Consider the following 16,408-nt stretch of genomic DNA (forward strand, 5'->3'; position numbering starts at 1 on the left):
GTGGCGGTGAAACGGCCATCCCCATCACCCGGAACACGTCGCCCACTGGCCGGGCGCCCTCCGCGCCCGGACACTGGAGCCGTGCGCCCTGTCAAAGCGACGGCCGCTGCCGTCACCGCCATGACAGTCGCCGGTGCCGCCGCGGTGGCCGCCGGCCGGTTCGCCAGCGATGCCGCGCTCAAGGCGCCGCCGGGCCGCCCGCTGCCCACCGAACCCCGGCTCACCGTGCACGGAACGGCCGCGGGGCAGATCACCCTGACCCGCGCCCTCGCCTCCCTGCGCCCCGGCACCTACGGCCTGGCCGGCGACGGGATGCACGCGGTCGTCGGCCCCGTCCTGGAGACCGTCCCGCACCCCGCCGACACCGTCGTCCGCCGGCTGCACCGCGTCACCCACGGCACCCTGGAGCCCGGCGACAAGGTCTGGCTGACCCCGAACGCGTACGTCGGCGACCCGCACTCCGCCCTCGGCCTCGACCACGCCGACGTGGACGTCCCCGGCGAACTCGGCGCCCTGCCCGCCTGGTTCGTGCCCGGCGCCCGGGACACCTGGGTCATCACGGTCCACGGCCTCGGCGCCACCCGGGAACACCCCATGAACATCATGGAGTTCCTGCACCGCCACCGCTTCCCGGTCCTCGACCTCGCCTACCGCGGCGACCTCGGCGCACCCCGCCCCGCCGACGGCCTGAACCACCTCGGCGAGAGCGAGTGGCGCGACCTGGACGCCGCCATCCGCTACGCGACCCGCTACGGCGCCGAACGCGTCGTCCTGCACGGCTGGTCCACCGGCGCCACCATGGCCCTGCGCGCCACCGCCCACTCCGCCGTCCGCGACCGCATCGCCGGGCTGGTGCTGGACTCCCCGGTGCTGCACTGGGAGTCCACCCTGCGCGCCCTGGCCTCCGCGCGCCGCACGCCCGGCGCCCTGCTGCCGCTCGCGGTGCGCGCCGCCCAGGGCCGCACCGGCCTGCTCGGCGACCGCGTCGACGAGGCCGCGCGAGGCGGCGACCTCCGGGTCCCGGTACTGATCTTCCACGGCCCCGACGACACGGTGGCCCCCTGGGAGTTCTCCCGGCGGCTCGCCGCGCGCCGCCCCGGCCTGGTCGCCCTCCAGACGGTCCCGCACGCCCCGCACGGCGCCATGTGGAACGCCGACCCCACGGCGTATGAGGAAGCCCTCCGCCGCTTCCTGACCCCCCTGATGTGACCTGGTGCGAGACCTCCGCCGGGTCCCGCCACCCGCCCGGCGCTCTTCGGCCATCTGTCTGGAACACCCCCCTTCGTCACCCGGTCGCGATGATTCCGTTTAATGCCGTACCACTGTCCGGTTCACGGCCTTCGGCCCCCTAAAGGCACCAACCCCTTGGCCAGTCCCGTCGCCCCGCGTGACATTCCGTTTGGGTTTTCGGACCGTCAACCGGAAGACTGCACCCGTGACGTCCCGTATCCCGCGCGACTCCAGGCTTCGACTCGTCCGCCCGCGACCCCTGGCCGCCGCCCCCCGAGCGATGAACCAGCGGCCCGCGCGCCGCCCCGCACCGCGCCCGCCGGAGGGCACCCCGGCCCCCGCGGAACTGGCCGGAATGGCACGCTCCAGGCTGGCCGGCGCGGCCCGTGTCGCCCGCTGGGCCGACACCGCCCTGCGCCCCGGCAGGTCCATCGGCACCTCCGACGGCAAGGCCACCCTCGCCGACGCGACCGCCGAACGGGCTGCCGCCGAGCTGGGTCTGACACCCGCCCAGGTCCGCGCCGACTGGGACACGGCCCGGCTGGCCGGCCTCGTCGAGGTCCACGGCGACAGCGCCCGCTCCGGCTGGCGGCTGCGCGCCTGGGACCGCGACGACACCGCCGTCCTGCGCGGCTGGGTCGCCCTGTTCGACGCCTGGTCGCTCGCCTACCCGGAACCCGCCGACCACGAGCCCGCCGCCGTCGCCGAGGTCGTCTCGGCCATGCCGCAGGTGCTCTCCTTCCTCCAGCTCTCCGCCGGACCCGTCCCCGTCGAGCAACTGCTCGACCTGCTCCAGCAGCGGGTCCGCGAACTGCGCACCGCGCGCTGCGAGGTGCCCTACAACCCCCAGCGCGAACCCGCCTGCCCCGCGCCCGCCGCCGGCCTCACGGAACCCGCCCCCGCCGATCCCGCCGACGCCGAACTCGCCCCGCTGCTCGACTGGGCCCTGCACGCCCTCGCCTCCGTCGGCGCCCTCACCTGCGGTGCCGGACAGGCCACCCTCACCCCGCTGGGCAGCTGGGCGGTCTGGGTCAAACTCGAGCAGATCTGCGTCGCCGCGCAGAGCCCCGCCGGGAACATCGAGGCCGCCGCCGAGGACATGCTGCGCGGCTGCGCCCAGCTGCGGCCCAACGCGGCCCGCGCCGAGTACCGCGCCTGGCTCGCCGCCCGCCCCGTCGGCAGCGCCGTCACCGAGTTGCTGGAGGCCGCCCGCGGCGACGACGCCCTGCTGCGCGGCCTCGCCTTCGAGGCGCTGCGCGTGGTCGGCGCCCCCGCCGAACCCGACGTACGCGCCGTACTCGACGAGCCGACGCTGCGGCCCTACGCCCTGCTGTGGCTCGCCGAGCACGAGGGGACCGACCCCGAGGACGCCCACGAGGTGCTGACCCGGGAGGAGGCCACCTGGCTGTGGGTCGACACGGCCGCCGCGGTCGCCGACCACGGGGAGGCCCCCCTGCTGGTCCGGCACCTGGAGTCCGCCGTCCAGCCCACCGTGCCCGCGCTGCTCGACGAGGTGCGCGCCGTCGGCCACCCCCGCACCGTGCAGGTCCTGGTCGCCCTCGCCGCGGCCCACCCCGACCCCGCCCTGGCCAAGGCGGTGCGGCGGGCGGCCTTCCAGGTGCACACCGGGGGCAGCTGAGGCGGGGGCTCAGTCCGGTATCTGCGGGGCGTAGGTGCCGAAGCTCCAGATGTTGCCCTCGAGGTCACGGGCCATGTAGTCCCGGGAGCCGTAGTCCTGGTCCGTCGGGGGCATCACGATCTCCACGCCGTGGTCCACGGCCCGCCGGTGGTGTGCGTCCACGTCGTCCACCACGACGTACACCCCGGCCGGGCCCGCGTTCTTCATCGCCGAGTCGAAGACGCCGCCGCGGCCCTTGGAACCGACCATCACCGCGCCGTTGCCCTGCGCCAGCTCGGCGTGCAGCACCGAGCCGTCCTCTCCCTCGTACACCGACAGTTCGGTGAAGCCCAGGCCCTCCGTGAGCTGCCGGATCGCCGCCTTGGCGTCCCCGTACAGCAGCGTCGGGAAGATGCTCGGGCGTCCGCTCTCCGTGCCTGCCATATCGATCACTCCCTTGTGCTCGACCACGGACATCAGTCTCGCAGCCACCACTGACAACGGCCCTGCCCCGCACTCCCGACTCCCGGCCTCAGGCTCCCGACGCCCGGGCTTCGCGCTCCCACGCCCGGCACCACGCTCCTCACCCGCAGCCCCGCGCTACCCGCAGCCCCGCGCTCCTCGACCCGGACCTTCCGCTCCTGGGCCCCGGCCCCGGCTACTCAGCCAGGCCCCGGGCTGCCCAGCCAGGCGGCCCTGTGCTCCTCAGCCCGGCCCCGGGCTCCTCACCGTCGGCCCCGTGCTCCCAGCCCGGGCCTCCCGCTCCTCACCCCGGCCCGCGCTCCCGTGCCCCGGCCGGTTCACGCCCCCACTTCCGGCCGAACGGGCGACGCACGCCCCCGCCCGCTCGCGTGTCCCGCCCGCACCTCCGGCCGCGCGGCCTCCGTCTGGCTACGCTCTGCGCCTGATCCGCGGCCGGCGGGTCGCCGGTGACGGCCTCCCCAGGCCCTGAGGACGTCACGGCGGGCTTCTCCAGGGCCCGAAGGGGACGCCGTGGCCGTTCTGCCGGAGAAGGTGGCCGACCCTGCCGCCGACCCCCGCCCCGACGCCCCCTCGGCCGCACACCCCCCGCCTCCGCCCGGCCCCCGCCGTCTTCTCCCGGCGTCTCTCACTCTCCGGGCCCGGCGAATCCTCCTTGCCGCCACCACCCTCCGCACGCGCCCGCTCCCCGCCGCCCTCGCCCTCCTCCTCGCCCTGCCCCTGCTCGCCGCCGCCCACCAGGCCCGCCCCGCCCCCTACGGCGACCGGCTCACCGTCCACGCGCGCGTGGAGCACGGGGGCGCCCTGAAGCCCCGTATCCACCGGGCCGCCGTGGAGGGCCGGGACCCCCACACGGGCGCCCTGCGCTGGCGGCACAGCCGGGACGGCAGGCGGCCCCTCGCGGTGGTCCCCGCGCGTGGGGAGGCGATCACGCTCTGGGACGACGGGCTCGTCACGGACACGGACGGCCGGCGCGTGCGCTGGCACCGCGCGCTCCCGGCAGCCGCGGACTGGCTCCGCGCGCGGGGCGGCACCGGCGTACTGCGTCCCCTCGGGCGGGGCATGCTCGCGGTCGTCACCCCGCGGCGCGTCATGGCGTACCGCCTCGCCGACGGTGATCTGCGCTGGGTACTGCCCGCCCGCCAGGACTGCGCGTTCGCCCCCGAGAGTGCCGTCCGTCACAGCGGGGCGCTGCTGCTCGCCCAGCCCTGCGGACCGTCCGCCGCCTGGACCGCCCAGCTCATCGCCGTCGACGACCTGGGCCGGATCACCCCGCGCCGACGCCCCCTCGGCAACGGCCTCCCCGAGGCCTTCCCCGGCGGCCGTACCGAACACCCGAACGCAGAAAAAGTGGTTGCATCACCCCGTTAGACTGGGGCCCATGGCCATTCTCCTCGCGCATTAGACGGCGGGAAACGTCTCTCGAGCCCCCCGTCCCGCCCACCATCCGCCCTGGAGTCTGTCCGTGATCTCCGCCTCCGGTATCGAGCTGCGTGCCGGTGCCCGCGTCCTCATCGAGTCCGCCACCTTCCGTGTCGCCAAGGGCGACCGCATCGGCCTGGTCGGCCGCAACGGCGCCGGCAAGACGACCCTCACCAAGTGCCTGGCCGGCGAGGGCATCCCCGCCGCCGGCACCATCACCCGCTCCGGTGAGGTCGGCTACCTCCCGCAGGACCCCCGCACCGGCGACCTCGACGTCCTCGCCCGCGACCGCATCCTCTCCGCGCGCGGCCTCGACGTCCTGATCCGCAAGATGCGCGAGAACGAGCAGCGCATCGCGAGCGGCAAGGGCGCCACCCGCGAGAAGGCGATGCGGCAGTACGAGCGGCAGGAGACGGAGTTCCTGACCAAGGGCGGGTACGCCGCCGAGGCCGAGGCCGCCACCATCGCCGCCGCGCTCAACCTGCCGGACCGGGTGCTCGGCCAGCCGCTGCACACCCTCTCCGGCGGTCAGCGCCGGCGCGTGGAGCTGGCCCGCATCCTCTTCTCGGACGCCGACACCCTGCTGCTCGACGAGCCGACGAACCACCTCGACGCCGACTCGATCGTGTGGCTGCGGGACTACCTCAAGACCTACCGCGGCGGCTTCATCGTCATCTCCCACGACGTCGACCTGGTGGACACGGTCGTCAACAAGGTGTTCTACCTGGACGCCAACCGCGCCACGATCGACATCTACAACATGGGCTGGAGGCTCTACCAGCAGCAGCGCGAGGCCGACGAGAAGCGCCGCAAGCGCGAGCGCGCCAACGCCGAGAAGAAGGCCGCCGCCCTCAACGCGCAGGCCGACAAGATGCGCGCCAAGGCCACCAAGACGGTCGCCGCGCAGAACATGGCCCGCCGCGCGGAGAAGCTGCTCGCCGGTCTGGAGGAGGTGCGCCAGTCCGACAAGGTCGCCAAGCTGCGCTTCCCCGAGCCCGCCCCCTGCGGCAAGACCCCGCTGACCGCCGAGGGCCTGTCCAAGTCGTACGGCTCGCTGGAGATCTTCACCGACGTCGACCTGGCCATCGACAAGGGCTCCCGCGTGGTCATCCTCGGCCTCAACGGTGCCGGCAAGACCACCCTGCTGCGCCTCCTGGCGGGCGTCGAGAAGCCCGACACCGGCCGCGTCATCGAGGGCCACGGCCTCAAGCTCGGCTACTACGCGCAGGAGCACGAGACGCTGGACCCGGACCGCACGGTCCTGGAGAACATGCGCTCCGCGGCCCCCGACATGGACCTCGTCGAGGTCCGCAAGGTGCTCGGCTCGTTCCTGTTCTCCGGCGACGACGTCGACAAGCCGGCCGGGGTCCTCTCCGGCGGTGAGAAGACCCGGCTCGCGCTGGCCACCCTGGTGGTCTCCTCGGCCAACGTGCTGCTGCTCGACGAGCCCACCAACAACCTCGACCCGGCCAGCCGCGAGGAGATCCTGGGCGCGCTGCGCACCTACAAGGGCGCGGTCGTCCTCGTCACCCACGACGAGGGCGCGGTCGAGGCGCTCCAGCCGGAGCGGATCATCCTCCTGCCGGACGGCGTCGAGGACCTGTGGGGCCAGGACTACGCCGACCTGGTGGCCCTGGCCTGAACCGCGACCGCGTCACTGCGACGTGATCGAAGGGGGTGACCCACGGCGATCCCCCGACGATCCGCGGAGATCCACGGCGTATGGATCATTCGGCCTATCCGTGATCCATCATCTGTGTGAGATCTCCTCATCCCAGCGTGTGTCCTACACCGATTTCGCGGCCGATCCCTTTGTCGACAAGGGGTCGGCCGCCTCGCGTCTCTGACCTGGCGCTTCGCGGAACAACCCGTTCGGACGTATGCGGTTCGGCGTGTTGAATCCCGGATTCCGCTTGTGGGGATGTGCTCCTGTCGTCACAACCCTCATCCACGGACCTTGCCGAATGGGTGGCCATGAAGCCTCGGAGGGGTGATCATGAGGAGACCAGAGCGCACTTCCCATGAGGAGGCACGGGTGGCCGAGACTCTGAAGAAGGGCAGCCGGGTGACCGGCGCCGCGCGCGACAAGCTCGCGGCAGACCTGAAGAAGAAGTACGACGCCGGTGCGAGCATCCGGGCGTTGGCCGAGGAGACCGGCCGCTCGTATGGCTTTGTGCACCGCATGCTGAGCGAATCGGGCGTCACGCTCCGTGGGCGTGGCGGGGCGACCCGGGGCAAGAAGGCCCAGTCGGCCTGATCCCGGGCGGCCCCACGCCTTCGATGGTGGCCACCCGGTCGTCGAGATGACCGGCCGGGTGGTTACTGTGCAGTCACTTAGGAGTGCCCGCCACATGGCACGGCACTCACGATGACCGCACCCATCGGAGGCGCCCCATGGCTTCGCTCGACCCGGTAACCGATCCGGTACTCGACAAGGACGGCGTACGGCTCACCGTCGACGACGCGGTCGCCACGGTGACGCTGACCAACCCGGCCAAGCGCAACGCGCAGAGCCCCGCTCTGTGGCGGGCGCTGGCCGAGGCCGGCCGGCTGCTGCCGGGCACCGTCCGCGTGGTCGTGCTGCGCGCCGAGGGCAAGTCGTTCTCGGCCGGGCTCGACCGGCAGGCGTTCACGCCCGAGGGCTTCGACGGCGAGCCGTCGTTCCTCGACCTGGCGCGCGGCTCGGACGCCGAGCTGGACGCCACCATCGCCGAGTACCAGGAGGCGTTCACCTGGTGGCGACGGAGCGACCTCGTGTCCATCGCCGCCGTCCAGGGGCATGCCATCGGCGCCGGGTTCCAACTCGCACTCGCCTGCGACCTGCGCGTCGTCGCCGACGACGTGCAGTTCGCCATGCGCGAGACCAGCCTCGGGCTGGTGCCCGACCTCACCGGCACCCATCCGCTGGTGGGCCTCGTCGGGTACGCCCGCGCGCTGGAGATCTGCGCCACCGGGCGGTTCGTCCAGGCCCAGGAGGCCGTGAACACCGGGCTGGCGAACATCGCCGTGCCCGCGGACCAGCTCGACGATGCCGTCCGCGACCTGGCCGCCGCACTGCTGGCCGCGCCGCGCGACGCCGTCATCGAGACCAAGGCCCTGCTCCGCGGCGCCCAGGACCGTACCTACGAGGAACAGCGCACCGCCGAACGCCAGGCCCAGGCCCGCCGCCTGCGCGACCTGGCCGGCCTCGGCGACTGACCACGACGCGGACCCCGACCCTCACGGAGCCGGTCCGGGGCTGGTCGCGGGGCGCCGCGCGGAAGCGCCCGAGGGTTGTTCCCACGTCGCCTGCGGGGCGGCACGCGGACGCGCCCGCGGGTCGCTCGCCCACGCACGGTCGACCGCGGAGCGCCCCGCACGGTCGACCGCGGAGCGCCCCGCAGGGGCGATCGCGGGGCACCGCGCGGAGGCGACGGCCGGTCAGACCACGGCGCGGCGCCCGCCGTTCAGCCCACCGACGTGACCAGTACCGCCACCGTCGGGTGGTCCGGCAGGGCCTCGCCCACGCGGGTGCGGACCTCGCGGGCCACCTCCACGGCGCGGTGGTCCGCGTGTACGGCCAGTTCCAGCCACACATGGCGGCGCCCCAGCGCGGCGTCCTCGTCCGGTGGTTCCTCGATGTGCACGCCCCGGCCGAGGCCACCCAGCGTGCCGGTCAGCCGTGCGACGCCGGGCACGGCGAGCGCCACCCGGGCGACGCGGGCCGCGTCGCCCTCCGCGGGCTCCGGCGCGTCCGGCGGCTCCGGCGGCCGTACGGCGACCCGGTCCGGGTCCTCGTCCAGCAGCTCCGTCACCCGCAGGTCGACCTCCGCGACCCGCAGCCCCAGCCGCCTCGCCGACGCCTCGGCGAGCACCGTCCGCACCCGCGCCGCGGAGTCCGGCAGCGGCAGCGCGGCCACCGCCGCGAGCTCCGCCGTCACCCGCAGCGGCCCCGGCGGCAGCGCGCTCGGCGGGGCCGGTACGGCCGGATCGTAGGTGTGCTCCGGGTCCGCGAGGCCGATCCGCAGATCACCCAGCCGTACCCCCGTCACCTCCTCCGCCGCGCCCCGCAGCACCGCCCGCGCCGCACTCTCCGTGATCCACGCCCCGTCGCGGGCGTCACCCAGAGGCAGGATCCTGCCGAGCCCCAATTGTTCCCGCACTGCTTGCGTCCACCGCTCCGTCATTGCTCCAGCCTGCCGCATTCGCGGCGCGCGACCGAGCAACCAGGCTTACGGTGGTCGAAGAACGACGACCGAGAGGGACGTACGGCGATGACCGACATGACCGACCGGAACCGGACGCAGACCTCCGAGGGTGACACCGAGTCACAGGTGCAGACCCGCAAGACCACGCGGCGCGGCGGCGGCGATCCCGGCACCCGGGGGCGCACCACCATCGCCGACGGAGTGGTGGAGAAGATCGCCGGGCTCGCCGCCCGGGACGTCGACGGCGTGCACGCCATGGGCAGCGGCCTCAGCCGCACCTTCGGCGCCGTCCGCGACCGGGTGCCCGGCGGGACCAAGTCGGTGACCCGCGGCGTGAAGGCCGAGGTCGGCGAGAAGCAGACCGCGCTCGACCTGGAGATCGTCGTCGAGTACGGGTTCGCGATCGCCGACGTCGCCCGCGAGGTGCGGGAGAACGTCATCGGTGCCGTGGAGCGGATGACCGGCCTCGAGGTGGTCGAGGTCAACATCGCGGTCAGCGACGTCAAGCTTCCGGACGAAGAGGACGAGGACCAACCGGAACCCCGCATCCAGTGACGGACCGTAGGAGCACACCATGAGCATGGCCGTGGTCGGCTTGATCGCCGGGATGGCGCTGGGCTTCGCCGGATACTTCGGCGGCTTCGGCGCGTTCCTGCTGGTGGCGGCCCTGGGCGCCGTCGGATTCGTCGTGGGCCGGTTCCTCGAGGGGGACATGGACCTCGGCGACCTGTTCCGTCCGCGCGACGACCGGCGGCGGTGACCGGGGTGAGCGAGGGGGCCGGCGTCTCGCGTCCCCCGACCGTCGTGGCGCCCGGTGAGCGCGGTGCCACCCGGATCGCCGACCGGGTTGTCGCCAAGATCGCCTCACAGGCGGCCCGCGAGGCGGTCGGCGCGCTGCCCGCCGGGGCCACGCCGCCGCACGCGACCGTGGTCGTCCATCGCGAGACAGCCCGCGTCCGCGTCCACCTCGAACTCGGCTACCCCGCCGACGTCGGCGCCCGCTGCCGGGCCGTACGCCGGCATGTCAGGGAGCGGGTGGGCGCGCTGGCGGGATTCGACGTGCCGGAGGTCGCCGTCCAGGTGGAGCGGCTGTACCCGCCGGTGTCCGCCGCGGCACAGGGGAGGAGGACGCGATGAGCGAGCCCGAGGGCTCCCCGGGCACCACCCGGACGATGCCGGTGCTCCAGAAGGACACGCCGGACGGGACCGCGCCGGGCGCGCACCGCCGCTTCTGGTCCGCGCGCCGCGTCCCCGCGGCCATCGCCGCCGTGCTCCTGCTCGCCCTGGCGGGCCTCTTCCTCTACGACATCGCCGCCGTCCGCGCCGGCCGGCCGGTCATGCGGTGGCGCCGCGCACTCGCCCGGCAGCTCGCCGAACGGTCCCTGGACGACATCTGGGTCCTCACCGGCGCCGCCGTCGCCACCGCCCTCGGCCTGTGGCTCCTGGCCCTCGCCCTCACACCCGGACTGCGCTCCCTGCTGACGATGCGGCGCCCCCACCCCGACGTGCGCGCGGTGCTGCACCGGCCGGCCGCCGCGGCGATGCTGCGCGACCGGGCCATGGACGTCCCCGGCGTGCAGTCGGCGCGGGTGCGGGTGCGCCGCCGGAAGGCCGACGTCCGCGCGGTGTCCCACTTCCGCGAACTGGACGACGTCCGCGCCGACCTGGACACCGTGCTCGGCGAGGCGATCGGGGCCCTGGGCCTGGCCCGGCCGCCCGCCCTGTCCGTACGCGTCCGGCGACCCGGACGGAAGGGGTGACACGCGTGTCCACCGTCAACCGCGTACTGCTCGGCCTCCTCGGGCTGGTCCTGGTCGTCCCGGGCGGCTCCGTCCTCGCCGTCGGTCTCGGCGCCCCGGCACCCTCGTGGTGGATCCACCACGGCCGCGACGACGTCCTGCTCGGCACCGCCGAACGCACCCGCTGGCGGGACTCCGGCTGGTGGTGGCCCACCGTCATCGCCGTCCTCGCGGTGCTCCTCCTGCTCGCCCTGTGGTGGCTCGCCGCGGTCCTGCGCCGCCGCCGGCTGAGCGAGATCCTGGTCGACACCGGCGACGGCGAAGGTGCCCAGCTGCGGGGCCGGGCCCTGGAGGACGCCCTGGAGGCGGAGGCGGGCGGACTGGACGGCGTCTCCCGCGCCCACGTCCACCTCACCGGCCGCCGCACCGCCCCGAAGGCCCGCGTACGGCTGCTGCTGGAACCGGACGCCGACCCGGGAGCGGTCCTGCGCGGCCTCACCGACCAGGCCCTGGCCCACGCCCGCGAGTCGGCGGGCCTGGCCTCGCTGCCCGCGAAGGTCCGCCTGCGGGGCGTCAAGCACGGCGCGGAGCGCGTGAGCTGATCCCCCGAGCTGTGACCCTCGGGTGGGCGCCCTGTGTGCCGTACGGGCTCTACGGCTCAGAAGCCGTGCCGTGCCCCGCCGTCCACCGGCACCATGACACCGGTCAGGTAGGACGCGGCCGTGGACAGCAGGAACGCCGCCGTCCGTCCGAACTCCTCCGGCGTGCCGTAGCGGCGCAGCGGGATCTGCGACTCGGCCGCCGCGCGCGTCGCCTCCGGGTCCGCGGACAGCCCGTCCAGTTCGCGCACCCGGTCGGTGTCGATACGTCCGGGCAGCACCCCGACCACCCGGATGCCGCGCGGGCCCAGCTCGTCCGACAGGGACTTGGCGAAGCCCGCGAGCCCGGGCCGCAGGCCGTTGGAGATGGTCAGCCCGGCGATCGGCTCGTAGACGGACCCGGACAGCACGAACCCGATGACGCCGCCCTCGTCCAGCTCCGCGGCGGCCGCGCGCGCCAGCCGCACCGCGCCCAGGAACACCGACTCGAACGCCGTCCGCCACTGCTCGTCGGTGGTGTCGGCGACGAACCCGGCGGGCGGCCCGCCCACGCTGACGAGGATGCCGTCGAACCGCCCGAACCGCTCCCGCGCGGCGGCGATGACCCGGGCGGGCGCCTGCGGGTCGGCGTTGTCGACGGCCACCCCGGCCGCGTTCGGGCCCAGCGCCGCCGCCGCGTCGGCGACGGTCTTCTCGTCCCGCCCGGTGATGACCACCTTCGCCCCGTCCGCGACCAGCTCGCGCGCGGAGGCGTTGCCGAGGCCGCGCGTGCCCCCGGTGACGACGTACACCCGGTCCTTCAGTCCAAGATCCATGGGCCCTATCCTGCCTGCTCGCCCCCGTACAGGGCGAGGGCCGTGTTCACCAGCCCGATGTGGCTGAAGGCCTGCGGGAAGTTGCCGAGCTGGCGGCCGGTCGAGGGGTCGTACTCCTCCGCCAGCAGGCCCACGTCGTTGACGAGCCCCACCAGCCGTTCGAACAGCTCGCGGGCCTCGTCCGTACGGCCCGTCAGATGCAGGGCGTCGGCCAGCCAGAACGAGCACACCACGAAGGTGCCCTCGTCACCGGGCAGCCCGTCCACGGTCGTGCGCAGCGCGGTGTAGCGGCGCATGAGGCCGCCGTGGCCCAGCTCCTTGCGGACCGCCTCGATCGTGCCGAGCACCCTCGGGTCGTCCGGCGGCAGGAAGCCGACGCGGGGGATCAGCAGCAGGGCGGCGTCCAGCTCCCGCGAGCCGTAGGACTGGGTGAAGGTGTTCCGCGCGGGGTCGTAGCCGCGCTCGCACACCTCGCGGTGCACCTCGTCGCGCAGCGTCTGCCAGCGCTCCCGGTCGCCCCTGAGCTGCGGGAAGCGTTCCAGGGCGCGCACCGCGCGGTCGGCGGCCACCCACACCATCACCTTGGAGTGGACGAAGTGCCGGCGCCCGCCGCGCACCTCCCACAGCCCCTCGTCCGGCTCCCGCCATGCCCGGCTGAGGAAGTTCACCATCGACCGCTGGATGTCCCACGCCTGCGGCAGCAGCGGCATGCCCGCGCTCCGCGCCAGCGACAGCGTGTCCATCACCTCGCCGTACACGTCGAGCTGTACCTGCTTGACGGCCGCGTTGCCGATCCGCACCGGCCGGGAGTCGGCGAACCCCGGCAGCCAGGGCAGCTCGGTCTCCGGCAGCCGCCGCTCGCCCGCCAGGCCGTACATGATCTGCAGGTCGGCCGGATCGCCCGCGACCGCGCGCAGCAGCCACTCGCGCCACGCCTCGGCCTCCTCCCGGTAGCCCGCCGCGAGCAGCGCGCCGAGGGTGAGGGTGGAGTCGCGCAGCCAGCAGTAGCGGTAGTCCCAGTTGCGCACCCCGCCGATCTCCTCGGGCAGGGAGGTGGTGGGAGCGGCGACGATGCCGCCGGTCGGGGCGTACGTGAGCGCCTTGAGGGTGATCAGGGAGCGGAGCACCTCGTCCCGGTACGGGCCGTCGTAGCGGCAGCGCGCCGACCAGGCCTGCCAGTCGGCGACGCTGTGCTCCAGCGCCTTGTACGGGTCGACCAGCGGCGGGCGCGGCTCGTGCGAGGGGTGCCAGGTGAGCACGAACGCGACCCGCTCGCCCGCGCGGACCGTGAACTCGGAGTGGGTGCAGAAGTCCTCGCCCCAGGTGCGCACCGGGGGCTCGCTGCGCAGCCACGCCGAGTCCGGGCCCGCGACGGCAACCCGGTGACCGTCGGAGCGGCGCACCCACGGCACGATCGAGCCGTAGTCGAAGCGCAGCCGCAGTATGCCGTGCATCGTCACGCTGCCGCTCAGGCCCTCGACGATGCGGACGAGATCGGGGGCGCGGTCGCGCTGCGGCATCAGGTCGGTGACCCGGACCGCGCCCTGCGGGGTCTCCCACTCGGTGTCCAGCACGAGCGTGCCGGGGCGGTAGGCGCGGCGGGTGCAGGGGCCCTCGGCGCCTTTCGGGGCGAGCTTCCAGTGGCCGTTCTCCTCGTCGCCGAGCAGCTTGGCGAAGCAGGCGCCCGAGTCGAATCGGGGGAGGCAGAGCCAGTCGACGGAACCGTCCCGGCCGACGAGCGCCGCCGTCTGCTCGTCGCCGATGAGCGCGTAGTCCTCGATACGGGGATGCACGGGGTGCGGGTTCCCGGCGGGCCGGGGGGCCAATCGGGGCTGCGGCCGGGAGGGTGACGGGGGTGCACCGGGAGTGCTCGGGCTTCCTCCGGGCCGTCCAGGACTTCAAGCGTGGCGCGGCGTCGTCCTGGGCCGGGCCGGTCAGGGGCTGCCCCGCGGTGAGGGCGCGGCGCCGCCGGGCCGTACCGGCCGCTCGGGTTCCGTCGGTTACACCGGGGCCGGCTCGGGCTCCGGTGTCTCGTCGTCCCGCTCCTTCGCCTGCGCCCGGTCGCGGGCCTCGCGGCGGGCGAGGACCACCCAGCCGACCGGGACGGCGCCGGCGAACAGCCACCACTGGACGGCGTACGCCATGTGCGGGCCGATGTCGTCGTGGTCGGGGGCGGGGATGAGCTGCGGGGTGTCGCCCCGGGGGCGCGGCTCGGTCAGCTCGATGTAGCCGCCGAGGACCTGCTTGCCGAGCCGCTTCGCCTCCAGCTCGCTGTTGATCAGCATGATCTGGCGGTCCGGCAGGTCCTGGACGTTCTTGATGCCGCTCGCGGCGGTCGTCTGGTCGGCCATCAGCCGCCCGGTGACGGTGACCTCGCCGCGCGGCGGCGCCGGGATCTTCGGGAACGTGGTCTCGCCGAGATCGCCCGCGGGGATCCAGCCCCGGTTGACCAGCAGGACCGTGCCGTCGGTGAGCACGAAGGGGGTCAGGACGTGGAAGCCGACCTGGTCGTCCGCGTTGGTCCGCCGGCGTACGACGACCTCGTGGCCGGTGTCGAAGCGGCCCCGCGCGGTCACCGGGCGGTACAGGTCCGCGTCCTTCACCTCGGCCCCGGGCGCGGTCAGCGACTCGGCCGGCACCGGCTTCGACGCCAGCGAGTCGGCGATCACCTTGTTCAGCGCGACCTTGTGCTCGTGCCGGTGCAGCTGCCAGAAGCCCAGCTCGATCATCGTCGGGATGAGCGCGAGGGCGACAAGGGTGAGGATCACCCACTGCCGGGACAACAGGAAGCGGTACACCCCACGACGGTACAACTTGGGTCGTGGGGTGCTGTCGGCAGGGGTGCCGGGGCCGGCGGGGGACCGGGGCGGTAGGTGCCCGAGGCCCGGCCGGGGGCCGGGGAGGTAGGTGCCCGGGACCGGCGCCGGGGGTCCGGGGCGGTAGGTGCCCGAGGCCCGGCCGGTGGTCCGGGGCCGGGCTCAGACGCGGTCGACGATGCCCACCTTCCCCTCCGCGCGGGCGCAGTGGGCGCCGCAGTACCAGTGGCCATCGACCTCGACGCCCTGGCCGATGATCTGCACCCGGCAGTGCTCGCAGATCGGGGCCATGCGGTGGATCGCGCAGGAGAAGCAGTCGAAGACGTGGACCGCGCCCTGGGCGTGCACCTCGAAGGTCATTCCGTAGTTGTTGCCGCAAACTTCGCAAGTCGCCATGCGCCACAGGGTGAGCCGTCACCGCCGCGCGGGCGAGCGGGCGCCGGGCGAGTCGCGCGGCAATCACCCGTCCGTACGGTCACTGCTCCGACGCCGGCTCCACATCGCTCAGCAGCTGGCCGAACGCCGCCTCGTCGACCACCGGCGTGCCGTACTGCCGCGCCTTCAGCACCTTCGACGTGCCCGAGTCCGGGTCGTTGGTGACGAGCAGGCTGGTCAGCCGGGACAGGCTGGTCGCCACATGCAGGCCGGCCTCGGTCGCCCGGTCCTCCAGCAGCTCGCGCTCCACCGAGGTGTCTCCGGAGAACGCCACCCGCATGCCCTGTTTGAGCCTTTTGCCCTCTTCGTACCGGCCGGGGTTGGGGTAGGGGCACGCGGGCCGCTTCCGGGACGGCCGCCAACTGGTCGCCCGGTATCCGCCGTAGCCGCCCGGGCCGCCCGCCTGCTGTCCGATGCGCGGCGCGGGCCGGTCCGTCCACTCGGTCAGCGGCCGGCACTCGTGCAGCGGCAGCCGCAGACCGCCCTGGGCCGCGGCGTGCAGGCTCGGCCGGAACGCCTCGGCCAGCACGCGGGCGTCGTCCAGCGCGTGGTGCGCGCGCCGCTGGACGACGCCGAAGTGGGCCGCCAGGGACTCCAGCTTGTGGTTGGGCAGCGGCAGGTCGAGCGCCTTGGACAGGGCGATGGTGCACAGCCGCTGCCGCACCGGCGCCTCGCGGCGCGCCCGCGCGTACTCCCGGGCGATCATCTGCCAGTCGAAGACCGCGTTGTGCGCGACCAGCACCCGGCCCTCCAGGCGGGTCGCGAACTCGTCGGCGATGTCCGCGAAGAGCGGCGCACCCTCCAGTGCCTCGCTCGTCAGACCGTGGATCCACACGGGGCCGGGATCGCGCTCCGGGTTGACCAGCGTGTACCAGTGGTCCTCGACCTCGCCGCGCGCGTCCAGCCGGTAGACGGCCGCGGAGATTATCCGGTCGTCGCGGGCCAGGCCGGTGGTCTCCACGTCAACGACCGCGTATCCGTGCGGATACGCGGCCGGCCACGTCGTGGCGGAGGACGCTGCGGTCGTGTGGTCTTCGAGCATGGTCACTGAGGATACGGGCCGGGAC

Annotated in this window: 18 protein-coding genes; 11 read left to right on the top strand and 7 right to left on the bottom strand. The window is 74.3% G+C overall.

Translation table 11 applies throughout. The annotated features are described in order from the left end of the window. The first annotated feature begins 81 nt into the window (after positions 1-81). Both ACIG0D_RS34310 and ACIG0D_RS34315 read left to right on the top strand, forming a co-directional pair. Positions 82-1,209 (top strand): alpha/beta hydrolase, encoded by a 1,128-nt coding sequence (locus ACIG0D_RS34310; protein WP_399809067.1) that lies wholly within the window; start codon positions 82-84, stop codon positions 1,207-1,209. Positions 1,210-1,435: 226 nt separating this feature from the next. Further along, the gene (locus ACIG0D_RS34315) at positions 1,436-2,869 is read left to right on the top strand and encodes a hypothetical protein (RefSeq protein WP_399809070.1); all 1,434 of its coding nucleotides are present in this window, start codon (positions 1,436-1,438) and stop codon (positions 2,867-2,869) included. 9 nt (positions 2,870-2,878) lie between these two features. Here the strand turns inward: ACIG0D_RS34315 and ACIG0D_RS34320 are convergent, their stop codons facing one another. After that, positions 2,879-3,292, bottom strand: a complete 414-nt coding sequence (locus tag ACIG0D_RS34320) for a VOC family protein (protein WP_399809073.1) — start codon at positions 3,290-3,292, stop codon at positions 2,879-2,881. A 549-nt stretch (positions 3,293-3,841) separates the two neighbouring features. On the opposite strand from ACIG0D_RS34320, the gene ACIG0D_RS34325 reads away from it, so the two are divergent. The 4 genes from ACIG0D_RS34325 to ACIG0D_RS34340 all read left to right on the top strand — a co-directional run bounded on the left by ACIG0D_RS34325 (position 3,842) and on the right by ACIG0D_RS34340 (position 7,948). After that, positions 3,842-4,699, top strand: coding sequence for a hypothetical protein (locus tag ACIG0D_RS34325; protein WP_399809075.1), 858 nt, complete (start codon positions 3,842-3,844; stop codon positions 4,697-4,699). 94 nt (positions 4,700-4,793) lie between these two features. Next, positions 4,794-6,392 carry an ABC-F family ATP-binding cassette domain-containing protein gene (locus tag ACIG0D_RS34330; protein ID WP_399809078.1) on the top strand — a complete coding sequence of 533 codons (1,599 nt, stop codon included), beginning with the start codon at positions 4,794-4,796 and terminating at the stop codon, positions 6,390-6,392. 393 nt (positions 6,393-6,785) lie between these two features. Further along, a complete protein-coding gene (locus ACIG0D_RS34335; RefSeq protein ID WP_043499642.1) occupies positions 6,786-7,007 on the top strand; it encodes a helix-turn-helix domain-containing protein in 222 nt (73 codons plus the stop codon). A gap of 137 nt (positions 7,008-7,144) precedes the next feature. Further along, the gene (locus ACIG0D_RS34340) at positions 7,145-7,948 is read left to right on the top strand and encodes an enoyl-CoA hydratase/isomerase family protein (RefSeq protein WP_399809081.1); all 804 of its coding nucleotides are present in this window, start codon (positions 7,145-7,147) and stop codon (positions 7,946-7,948) included. A 248-nt stretch (positions 7,949-8,196) separates the two neighbouring features. On the opposite strand, the gene ACIG0D_RS34345 is transcribed toward ACIG0D_RS34340, so the two are convergent. Then, complete coding sequence (locus tag ACIG0D_RS34345) at positions 8,197-8,916, bottom strand: nucleopolyhedrovirus P10 family protein (protein WP_399809084.1); 720 nt, start codon at positions 8,914-8,916, stop codon at positions 8,197-8,199. A gap of 87 nt (positions 8,917-9,003) precedes the next feature. Here ACIG0D_RS34345 and ACIG0D_RS34350 point away from each other — a divergent pair, with 87 nt between their 5' ends. Genes ACIG0D_RS34350 through amaP form a run of 5 tightly spaced genes read left to right on the top strand, consistent with a single transcriptional unit; the run spans position 9,004 to position 11,278 of the window. Beyond that, positions 9,004-9,492, top strand: coding sequence for an Asp23/Gls24 family envelope stress response protein (locus ACIG0D_RS34350; protein ID WP_399809087.1), 489 nt, complete (start codon positions 9,004-9,006; stop codon positions 9,490-9,492). Positions 9,493-9,511: 19 nt separating this feature from the next. Then, positions 9,512-9,697 (top strand): hypothetical protein, encoded by a 186-nt coding sequence (locus ACIG0D_RS34355; protein WP_165997250.1) that lies wholly within the window; start codon positions 9,512-9,514, stop codon positions 9,695-9,697. Then, the gene (locus tag ACIG0D_RS34360; protein WP_399809090.1) at positions 9,694-10,074 is read left to right on the top strand and encodes a hypothetical protein; all 381 of its coding nucleotides are present in this window, start codon (positions 9,694-9,696) and stop codon (positions 10,072-10,074) included. The genes ACIG0D_RS34355 and ACIG0D_RS34360 overlap by 4 nt, the downstream gene beginning before the upstream one ends. Continuing rightward, the gene (locus ACIG0D_RS34365; RefSeq protein WP_399809093.1) at positions 10,071-10,697 is read left to right on the top strand and encodes a DUF6286 domain-containing protein; all 627 of its coding nucleotides are present in this window, start codon (positions 10,071-10,073) and stop codon (positions 10,695-10,697) included. The genes ACIG0D_RS34360 and ACIG0D_RS34365 overlap by 4 nt, the downstream gene beginning before the upstream one ends. A gap of 5 nt (positions 10,698-10,702) precedes the next feature. Next, positions 10,703-11,278 carry an alkaline shock response membrane anchor protein AmaP gene (gene amaP, locus ACIG0D_RS34370; protein ID WP_399809095.1) on the top strand — a complete coding sequence of 192 codons (576 nt, stop codon included), beginning with the start codon at positions 10,703-10,705 and terminating at the stop codon, positions 11,276-11,278. A gap of 56 nt (positions 11,279-11,334) precedes the next feature. On the opposite strand, the gene ACIG0D_RS34375 is transcribed toward amaP, so the two are convergent. From ACIG0D_RS34375 to ACIG0D_RS34395, 5 genes are all read right to left on the bottom strand, one after another. Next, a complete protein-coding gene (locus ACIG0D_RS34375) occupies positions 11,335-12,090 on the bottom strand; it encodes an SDR family oxidoreductase (protein WP_399809098.1) in 756 nt (251 codons plus the stop codon). Between the two features lie 5 nt (positions 12,091-12,095). After that, a complete protein-coding gene (locus tag ACIG0D_RS34380; RefSeq protein ID WP_399809101.1) occupies positions 12,096-13,883 on the bottom strand; it encodes a glycoside hydrolase family 15 protein in 1,788 nt (595 codons plus the stop codon). Between the two features lie 207 nt (positions 13,884-14,090). After that, positions 14,091-14,888, bottom strand: coding sequence for an SURF1 family protein (locus tag ACIG0D_RS34385; RefSeq protein WP_399809103.1), 798 nt, complete (start codon positions 14,886-14,888; stop codon positions 14,091-14,093). Between the two features lie 180 nt (positions 14,889-15,068). Continuing rightward, complete coding sequence (locus ACIG0D_RS34390) at positions 15,069-15,302, bottom strand: hypothetical protein (RefSeq protein WP_399809105.1); 234 nt, start codon at positions 15,300-15,302, stop codon at positions 15,069-15,071. A gap of 79 nt (positions 15,303-15,381) precedes the next feature. Further along, positions 15,382-16,383, bottom strand: coding sequence for a DEDDh family exonuclease (locus tag ACIG0D_RS34395; protein ID WP_399809167.1), 1,002 nt, complete (start codon positions 16,381-16,383; stop codon positions 15,382-15,384). Positions 16,384-16,408: the final 25 nt, after the last annotated feature.

Origin of the sequence: Streptomyces sp. NPDC052773 (genome assembly GCF_044547145.1) — a bacterium.
Classification (GTDB): domain Bacteria; phylum Actinomycetota; class Actinomycetes; order Streptomycetales; family Streptomycetaceae; genus Streptomyces.